The sequence below is a fragment of the Pirellulales bacterium genome (assembly GCA_035939775.1).
Taxonomy (GTDB): Bacteria; Planctomycetota; Planctomycetia; order Pirellulales; family DATAWG01; genus DASZFO01.
In genome coordinates this window covers 20662-29060 of sequence record DASZFO010000346.1, presented here as the reverse complement: position 1 = coordinate 29060, position 8399 = coordinate 20662, and the positions used below count along the sequence as shown (strand labels likewise).

The window sequence follows — 8399 nt, the reverse complement described above, 5'->3', positions numbered from 1 at the left end:
ACTCGGCGGATCGATGATCGCGTGGACTACCGCGGCAAACTGAGAAGTGCTTTCGGCCGTTTCCCCCGCCAGATCGGCTACGGCGTAACGAACACGGCGGAAATCGGCTTGTCGCGGGCGGCCGATCAAGAGTTGGCCGTTCACGACGCTATAGCTCAGCCCGAGCGGACTGAGCGCCTCATCGAGCACTCCCGAGATCGTCGTCTCCTTCAGACGCAGCGTAACCGGAACGTCGGGTGCGATGGTCAATTCACTTAAAGCGTCCGCGTCCAGCGAGATTGGAATCGTGCTCCACTGACTGAGTTCGTCGAGCAATTGCGCGAGCGGAACTCGAAGGTAGTTGACCGCCGCCAGCGGATCAGTTAGTCGCGAAGCGACGTCCACGGTTCGCGGCGGAATCCGCTCAACGCTGGGTCGCACGGGCCGGCCGGCCGGTGGAACAGATTTGCCAACGTCGGCCTCGACGGCTGGCTGTTTACCGGGAGCGGGCTCGACGACGGGCGGATCATGCGGCTTCGTATCGGCGGCGGCAGGTGGCGCAGCGGCAGTCTGGGCCGTCGCCGATGGATCGGCGGGCTTCGTGTTCGGTTCAGCGGGGCGGCCGCTCGGCGGAGCCGTCGGGGTTGGGACCGGGCGATCGTCGTTCGCAGCGCGCGACGGTGTGAGCGGCGCGGACACCGGCGCGGACGATTTCGCCTCCGAGCCGGTTCCGGTATGAGCGGACGAGTCCGACGGTTGTGACGGTGCGATGGGCAGTGCGGTAGACGGCTTTGCGTTCGGGCTGGGGGCACTCGATTTGACCGAATCGGTTGCGGAAGGACCCTCGGGAGCGCTCTGTTGTGGATTCGCTTCTGCTGCCACGATTGGCGAGGAATGATTCTTGTGATCGATCCAGAGCAACAATCCGACAAGGGCAACGCTTAGAAACGTCCCGACACTAAGCGCGGGCCAAAACCAACGCACGCTCGCTTCGGGCGGCGCCGTCAATCCGGCCGACGCGGCAGGGGCAGCAGTGTACGCGGCTGCGGGACTCACTAGGGGCGGCGACGCCGCACGCACGCAGGCCGCAACCGCGCTCGCTTTGGGCGCGCTAGCCTTTTGCGCGGCGGCTTTGGGCTCGTTCGCCGTAGCGGCGCCGGCGGCGAGCGTATTCACAACTTTTGGCTTCAGCTCAACTGAAGTGCTCTCGGCCGACGCCACCGTCGCTTTCGTTGGCGATTCGCGTCCAGCCGCCGGTTCTTCGAGCGACCAACCCGCCGGCGGCACGGCGTTAACCATGCTGCCGCACTTAGGGCAAGCGAGAATCTGTCCGACCGCAGCCGGATCGGTGATCTTCAGCCGCGCACGGCAAGTCGTGCAGGAAATGCGGAACGGGTTCACGGCTTTTTCTTCGGCGGCGGCTTAGTGGCGGATTGCAATTCCGGCGGGAGCTTGTCCCCCCGCTTCGCTGCCGAAGCCCGAGTCGTGATGAACAGCGTTTCCGGTCCGCCCGGTTGCTTCGGCTTGATGACATATACCAGTTTACCGTCGGGATTGGCCAACAGCATTATTTTTCGCAAGATTTCGCCGGCCGGCTTGTCTTTCTCGTCCAGACCGAACGACTGGTTCTTCGTGATCCCCTCTAATTGCAGGTCGCCGCCGAGGATTTCATATTTCACGCCGACATCGTCGAGCAACATCTGGAGCGACTTCACCAATGTGTCGCGCGGAAAGGTGAGCGTCGTCTTTTTCTTAAGCAGCTCGGCAATGCTTTGTGGCTGATCGCTTCCTGCGTCACCGGTCGGACCTCGCGTCAGCGACTGCTCGGCCAGCGCCAGTTCAGTCGCCAGAAGCAAGTTTTGCGTAGCAATGCCCGGCAGATAGCAGCGGAGCACGGCCTCGTCGTCGTCGGTGTCGTTGCGCGTGTTCTCGGCCAACAGGCGCAGTTGCTCCGGAAAACGATGGAGCAGCTTGACACCGTAGCGTACGTTCATTTTGTTGACCGCATCTTCAACCACGTCGGGCAGCGATCGCGTGCGGTCGGCAAATTGCGAAGACAGCGCGCCTGGGTTTTTCTCAATGCCGAGCACGCGCATCTCGATGAAGAAATTGCCGCCAAAGTGCAGACTCAAGAGGCCGGCTTTGACGTCGTCGCCAAAGAAGGTCTCGGCGGGCTCTCGCAGGGCGGCCAGTTCACCCACGAAAAACCCTTGATTGTCGCTGAACAGCGGGCCGGGGAGGAAGGCGAGCGTCACGTCGCGATCCGAGTCCGTGTCCTTCAGGATCCGCTCCAAATGCGCCGACGTCGCTGCACTACTGCCGGCAGACTGCACCACCTCCTTGACCAGCGCCGGCGGACCGATCACGAGCAGCTTGCCACCTTCCTTCGCTGGCAAATAATAGCTCCAAGGCCGGCCTTGATAGTAGGTTTCATCGCCCTCTTTGGTCGAGATCGGATTGCCCCAAGCGGGAAGCAGCGAGCCGGTCGCGAGCTGCTCTTGAGTGCGAACGATCAGTGTTGGGGCAAGCTGGCCGCTTCCCGAATCGTGCCAAACGGCGATCACCTGGTTGATCTGTGATAGCGGCAGACCGGTTAAGGTCTTCAACATCTGTTCGGCGTCCGCGCCCCACGGACCGAGCGCTGGAAGGATTTGGTCGCCCCCGGCGCGGCCCACGATGTTGGCAGGGCGGACGGCCAGCACGACCTGCGCGCCCGACGCGACGTAGTTCAATTCAAGCGGCGCGCCGGAAGTGGGCGAGGCCCACAGCAGGTGGCCGTCGTCGGCAACCGCGCCGCTGGAATCTCCCTTCGACGACACCGAATTCTCGTCTGGCGGTTTGGCATCCGCATTTGTCGCCTGCGCGACGCGATTGTTCGACGCTGCCGGCTTGGCTACCCCCGCGGCGGACGTGTTTGTTTGCGCGCCGGGCGATTGCTTCGATCCGGGCGCTCCGCCGGTAGTCGTTTTTTCCGGAGACTCCGGGCGCTCGACGCGTTGGTTTGTTGCCACGGTGCCGCCGTCGTCGGTTTGATCGCGCGAGCCTTTCAAGTTGTTCCAGATGAAAACCCCGGCGATGGCCGCCAGAATTAACACGCCGCCAAGTACCGCCAGCGCCGTCAAATCGATCCCGCGCGATTTGCGTTTGCGGACCGCGATCGGCCTCGCGCGCAGAGGCTCGCTCGTTGTATCGAGCACTGAGTCAAGGTAATCGAGAGCGGGCGCGGACGTGCGGGCAGGGACAAAATCCAGCGGATCGGCCGTCGGCCCGTCGAACGACTCGAACTGCTGCTCGGCGGCCGAGAAAGGATCGAAGGATTCCTGCTCGTACGCCGAGCCTGTACCGGCGTCCGGCGCAACGTACTGATCCGCGGGATTCGTCGGTTCTGCCGGCTGCTGGGCCGCCGCGGTTTGCGCCGCGGCGTACTCTGCCATTTGCAGCCCAGTCGGTATCGATCCCACCTCCATCCCCGGCACGCGCGGCTGCAGCCGGAGCCATTGGTCATAAGCGGGCAGGGTTGGATCCGTCGGCGGCAGCGCGGCGGCCGCAGCCGGGTCAACGAAATAGGCCAGCGCCTCGGCTACCTGCACCGCTTGCTGATAACGCTGACCGGGGTCCTTCGCCATCATGTAAGCGAGCACCTGGTCCAGCTTTGTCGAGATGCCCAGCGTGGCCAGCGACGGGATCGGCTCGGCCGCATGACGCGGCATCTTGCTCGCCAATTCGCCGCCGGCGAACGGAGGCGCGCCGCGAAGCAGGTGAAACAGCGTCGCTCCGAGGGCATAGATGTCGGTCGGCGCGTCGGGCACTCGCCCTTCGTAAGCCAATTCCGGCGCGGCGTAATCCGCCGCCGTGAGCAGCTTGGCCGTCGGGTTTTTCCAATCGAGCGGCGCTGGCCCGCGCAGCGGTTCCGGCGCGAGCGGAACCTGCAGCAGCTTGAGATTCCCTTCGGGCGTGATCCACAGGTTGTCGGGCCGGACTTCGCCATGCACCAGTCCGAGCTGGTGCATTCGCGCCAATCCCAGCGCGGCTTGATATGCGAGCCGGCATGCATCCTGCGGCGCGAGCCGGGAACCACCTGTCAGCCGCGCCGCGACCGGCGCTCCCGTCAGATTCTCGATGGCGAGCAGCTTGAACTGCCCGACGTCGAGCAAATGATGACATTCGCAAACGAATGGATGCCCGACCCAGCACGCCCACGCGACTTGATGCGCGGCCGCCTGCCAGGCCTCGTCGTTCTTGGCGATTTCCGGCGGCATGAAATAGAGCAGCACCGGATGCCGCGTGGGGACGTGCATCGCGCGATACAGGCCCGCCAGCCGCCCTTCCTTCGAGCGAACCCGTTCGTAGACGCAATAGTCGCCGAAGACAAACGGGCCTGGTCGCCCGGCCAGCAAGGCTTGCACTTGATAGCGGCTGAGCGCGCGTTTGGCGACCAGCCATTCGCCCATGGCAGTCGCGTTCCCTTGGTTCGCCGCGCCTTTGACGTGGCTGAATGCCGCTTCCAATTTCTGGCAATCGGCTGGCGACACGAGCCGGCTCTGCACCGCCAATTTCCAGAACTCGGCCATCGGGAGGGTCATGCGTCTCTCTCGTCCCTCACGCCCTCAAGATCGCGCGCACGCGACAGCTTGAACGGCGATTCAACTCCGCCTCAGCGTTTATGTTACGCGGGAAGTGCTACGTTTGCAAAGGAGTCTCGATCGCCGCCGGGGCTTCGGCTGGCAAGACCTATTCGCTTTGCCGATGCGAATCTATTCCGAACCATGCGGCTGGGTTATGATTCTGACGGCAGGCACTTTAGCCCGAAGCGCAAGCGAGGAAAAGCGGTAATGCTCCCTCGCTTGCGCTTCGGGCTAGTGACCGCGACACACGATTCGGCCCTTTACCGGCCGAAAATCGAATCGACGAGCGAAAGGCCGATGGTCATGCGGGCGTTTGACGCAACTCAGATGTATTTCGACCGCGCCGCGGACCAGATGGACCTCAGCGACAACATGCGGCGGTTGTTGTTGATTCCCAAGCGCGAGGTGCAGGTGCAGATCGCCATCGAGATGGACCACGGCGAGCTGGCCACGTTCATCGGCTATCGCGTGCAGCACAACAACTCGCGCGGCCCGATGAAAGGGGGCCTGCGCTATCATCCGCAGGTCGATCTCGACGAAGTTCGCTCGCTGGCCGCACTGATGACCTGGAAGACCGCCGTCGTCAATCTCCCCTACGGCGGCGCGAAAGGGGGCATCGCCATCGATCCGCTGAAGCTCAGCCGCCGCGAACTCGAGCGAATCACCCGCAAGTTCGTCGATGAAATTCACGACGTGATCGGCCCGGATCGCGACATCCCCGCTCCCGATATGGGAACCGGCGCCGACGAGATGGCCTGGATCATGAACCAGTATTGTAAGTACCACGGCTTCAGTCCGGCCGTCGTGACCGGCAAACCGGTCGAGTTGTTCGGACTGCCAGGGCGCGAGGAGGCGACCGGCCGCGGAGTGGGCATCTTCGTCATCAAGCTGTTGAGCCGCCTGAAGCGGAAGCCACAGGAAACGCGAGTGGCGATCCAGGGATTCGGCAACGTCGGCTCGCATACCGCGAAATTCTTGAACGAAGCCGAGTGCAAGGTGGTCGCCGTCGGCGATGTCACCGGCGGCTATTTTCGACCCGAGGGACTCGATCTGCCGACCATGTTCCGCCACACGCGCGAGCATCGCGGGCTGCTCGAGGGATACACCGACGCCGAGCGAATCAGCAACGCGGATTTGCTTGAACTCGACGTCGATCTCTTAATTCCAGCGGCGCTCGGCGGCGTCATCACGGAGGCGAACGCGCCGCGGATCAAGGCCCCAGTGATCGTTGAAGCGGCGAACGCTCCGATCGAGCCGCAGGCCGACGCAATTCTTGACGAGCGCGGCGTCAAGGTTCTTCCCGATATTTTGGCGAACGCCGGCGGCGTGACGGCCAGCTATTTCGAATGGGTGCAGAACCAGCAACACTATCAATGGGGCCTCAATCGCGTGCGGCAGGAATTGGACCACGTGCTCTCCGATGCCTTCGAGCGCGTCTGGGAAATCTCGATTGAACGGAAAGTCACGCTTCGCACGGCCGCCTACATTCTCGGCATCGGCCGCGTCGGGCGGGCGACGGTATTGGGCGGAATCACTTGACCGTCAGCATCCGCTCCAGCGCTACTAGCGCCCAGCGGGCCGTCTCGGGATCGACGTCGATCACGTTCACAGGTGTGCCCGCTGCCAGATTCTCGAGGCTCCAGGCGAGGTGGGCGAGATCGATGCGATACATCGTCGCGCACATGCACACGACCGGCGATAGGAAGTGTATCTCTTGCTCGGGATGTGCGTGCTTGAGCCGGTTCACGAGGTGCAGCTCGGTGCCGATTGCCCATTTCGTGCCGGGCGGCGCCGCATCGACCGTGCGAATGATCTTGCTCGTCGACCCGCGAACGTCCGACTTATCGACAACTTCCATCGAGCATTCGGGATGCACGAGGACCTTGATGCCGGGGAATTTCGCGCGAAGTTGATCGACGTGCTCAGTCCGAAACATCGCATGAACGCTGCAATGCCCCTGCCAGAGCAGTACGCGGCTGCGGCGGATCGCGTCCGCCGAATTGCCGCCCAAGGCATCCGAATGTGGGTTCCAAAGCACCATCTCGTCGAGCGGGATGCCCATTCCCTTGGCCGTATTGCGGCCTAAATGCTGATCGGGGAAGAACAGCACGCGGCGCGTTCGCTCGAACGACCACTTCAACACGGCCGCTGCGTTGCTCGACGTGCAAACGATCCCGCCGTGCCGACCGCAGAACGCTTTGAGGCTAGCTGCCGAGTTGATGTATGTGACCGGGGTGATGTCGGCCGTGTCGATCACTTGACCGAGTTCGTCCCAGCAATTCTCGACTTGCTCGATCCCCGCCATGTCGGCCATCGAGCAGCCGGCCGCCAGGTCGGGGAGCACGACAGTAACGCGCAGCCCGCCGCGCTCGGCGAGCCGCTCGGGCCGATTCACGAGTACGTCCGCCGTTTCGGCCATGAAATGGACGCCGCAGAAGGCGATCGCCCGGCACTCGGTGCTCGCCGCCGCCATTTGGCTGAGTTGGTAGCTATCCCCCTGCAAGTCCGAAAGCGCGATCACCTCGTCCTGTTGGTAGTGATGGCCGAGGATCAAGAGCCGCGGACCCATCTGGGCGCGGATCGCCGAAATCCGGTCCTGGAGTTCCTCGTTCGAAAGCGACTTATATGGCTTCAAGTCAAAAGTCGCTCGGGAGGAGTCCAGGATTAGCGGCATGGGAGGTTCCCCGATTCCCGAGATGCTAGCAGATGTTCGATTACCGACGGCGGGTCGATCAACTATCTTGCGGCAAGTAAAAGATTTGCCCGCAATCGGTTACGTCCACGAGAATTATAGACAGCAAACTGCATTCCGCCAAATCTATGCTGAACGTGCGCGAAGTCGTGCCCTATCGCGCGCGAAGACCTACAGTCAACGATAACGCCTGGGCAAAGTTTATCATGCCCGCCGTCCGATAATAGCGTTGCGCACTTCTAGCGGTTCGATTCCCTCTTCTCTGCTCGTTATGGACAAGCTCGAACAAGACGCGGCAACTCCGCTGAGCAAAACGAATCACGAATCGAGCGTCCCCACCGGAAGCGTCGGATCCTCGCGCGCTCGTTCATCCGGCCGCCTCTCCTCATACACGCGCAGCCTGCTGCATATCCAGGTCCCCGTGGTGGTGACGCTGGCGGCGAAAAAGCAGCCAGTCGGGCAGATCATCGAACTCGGTCCCGGCTCGATCATCCATTTCGCCAAATCTTGCGAAGAGATGCTCGATCTGAGCGTCGGAGGCCATCGCGTCGCCCAAGGCGAAGCCGTCAAAGTTGGCGACAAATTCGGCCTCCGCATCACCTCGCTTATCTTGCCGGGGGAGCGATTCAAGGCGGTGGGCGGTAAGGGATGAGAGGCGCGGGGTGAGGGGCGAGGGACAAGGGACGAGAAAGGCAGCACTCGTTCGGCGACGAGTGGCCATTCGGGGACGGACCGGATACACTTACCACAACGGGGTCGCAGCGTTGCCGCCCGTCGTCCCTCGCCCCTTATCCCCCGTCCCTTTCCCCGATGCTCTTCCTCAACGTTTGGCTCGCCGTCAAGAACAAAGATGACGTCGATCAAGTCCGCCGGCTCTTGACTGAGGCAGCCGGGCTGTCGCGGCAGGAACCCGGCTGCCTGAGGTTCGAAGTCTATCAGTCGCAAAATGACGCCGCGAAGTTTCTCCTGCACGAACGGTGGGAGTCGCAGGAGGCGCTCGATCGGCACCGCACGGCGCAAGCCTATACGACCATCTATCAGCCGAGGGTCATGCCACTGATCCATCGCGAAGGGCATCCGTCGGATTTGGTGAGCGGGTGACG

At 62.8% G+C, this 8399-nt stretch carries 6 protein-coding genes; 3 read left to right on the top strand and 3 right to left on the bottom strand.

Annotation, left to right across the window (positions count from 1 at the left end):
* A partial coding sequence (locus tag VGY55_22325) for a hypothetical protein (GenBank protein HEV2972721.1) occupies positions 1-1380 on the bottom strand: 1380 nt, incomplete at its 3' end.
* The gene (locus tag VGY55_22320) at positions 1377-4562 is read right to left on the bottom strand and encodes a hypothetical protein (GenBank protein HEV2972720.1); all 3186 of its coding nucleotides are present in this window, start codon (positions 4560-4562) and stop codon (positions 1377-1379) included. The genes VGY55_22325 and VGY55_22320, both read right to left, overlap by 4 nt.
* A 249-nt stretch (positions 4563-4811) precedes the next feature.
* Between VGY55_22320 and VGY55_22315 the strand changes: the two genes are divergently transcribed.
* The gene (locus VGY55_22315) at positions 4812-6143 is read left to right on the top strand and encodes a Glu/Leu/Phe/Val dehydrogenase dimerization domain-containing protein (protein HEV2972719.1); all 1332 of its coding nucleotides are present in this window, start codon (positions 4812-4814) and stop codon (positions 6141-6143) included.
* Here VGY55_22315 and nadA read toward each other — a convergent pair.
* A complete protein-coding gene (gene nadA / locus VGY55_22310) occupies positions 6136-7278 on the bottom strand; it encodes a quinolinate synthase NadA (protein ID HEV2972718.1) in 1143 nt (380 codons plus the stop codon). The genes VGY55_22315 and nadA overlap by 8 nt on opposite strands.
* 289 nt (positions 7279-7567) lie before the next feature.
* On the opposite strand from nadA, the gene VGY55_22305 reads away from it, so the two are divergent.
* Positions 7568-7948 carry a FliM/FliN family flagellar motor switch protein gene (locus VGY55_22305; GenBank protein HEV2972717.1) on the top strand — a complete coding sequence of 127 codons (381 nt, stop codon included), beginning with the start codon at positions 7568-7570 and terminating at the stop codon, positions 7946-7948.
* A gap of 158 nt (positions 7949-8106) precedes the next feature.
* On the top strand, positions 8107-8397 hold the full coding sequence (locus tag VGY55_22300) for a putative quinol monooxygenase (protein ID HEV2972716.1): 291 nt from the start codon (positions 8107-8109) through the stop codon (positions 8395-8397).
* The last annotated feature ends 2 nt before the right edge of the window (positions 8398-8399 follow it).

Excerpts from the sequence above, each read along its gene's own strand:
- VGY55_22320 (HEV2972720.1), bottom strand. The coding sequence starts at position 4,562 with ATGACCCTCCCGATGGCCGAGTTCTGGAAATTGGCGGTGCAGAGCCGG.
- VGY55_22315 (HEV2972719.1), top strand. The coding sequence starts at position 4,812 with ATGCTCCCTCGCTTGCGCTTCGGGCTAGTGACCGCGACACACGATTCG.
- nadA (HEV2972718.1), bottom strand. The coding sequence starts at position 7,278 with ATGCCGCTAATCCTGGACTCCTCCCGAGCGACTTTTGACTTGAAGCCA.
- VGY55_22305 (HEV2972717.1), top strand. The coding sequence starts at position 7,568 with ATGGACAAGCTCGAACAAGACGCGGCAACTCCGCTGAGCAAAACGAAT.
- VGY55_22300 (HEV2972716.1), top strand. The coding sequence starts at position 8,107 with ATGCTCTTCCTCAACGTTTGGCTCGCCGTCAAGAACAAAGATGACGTC.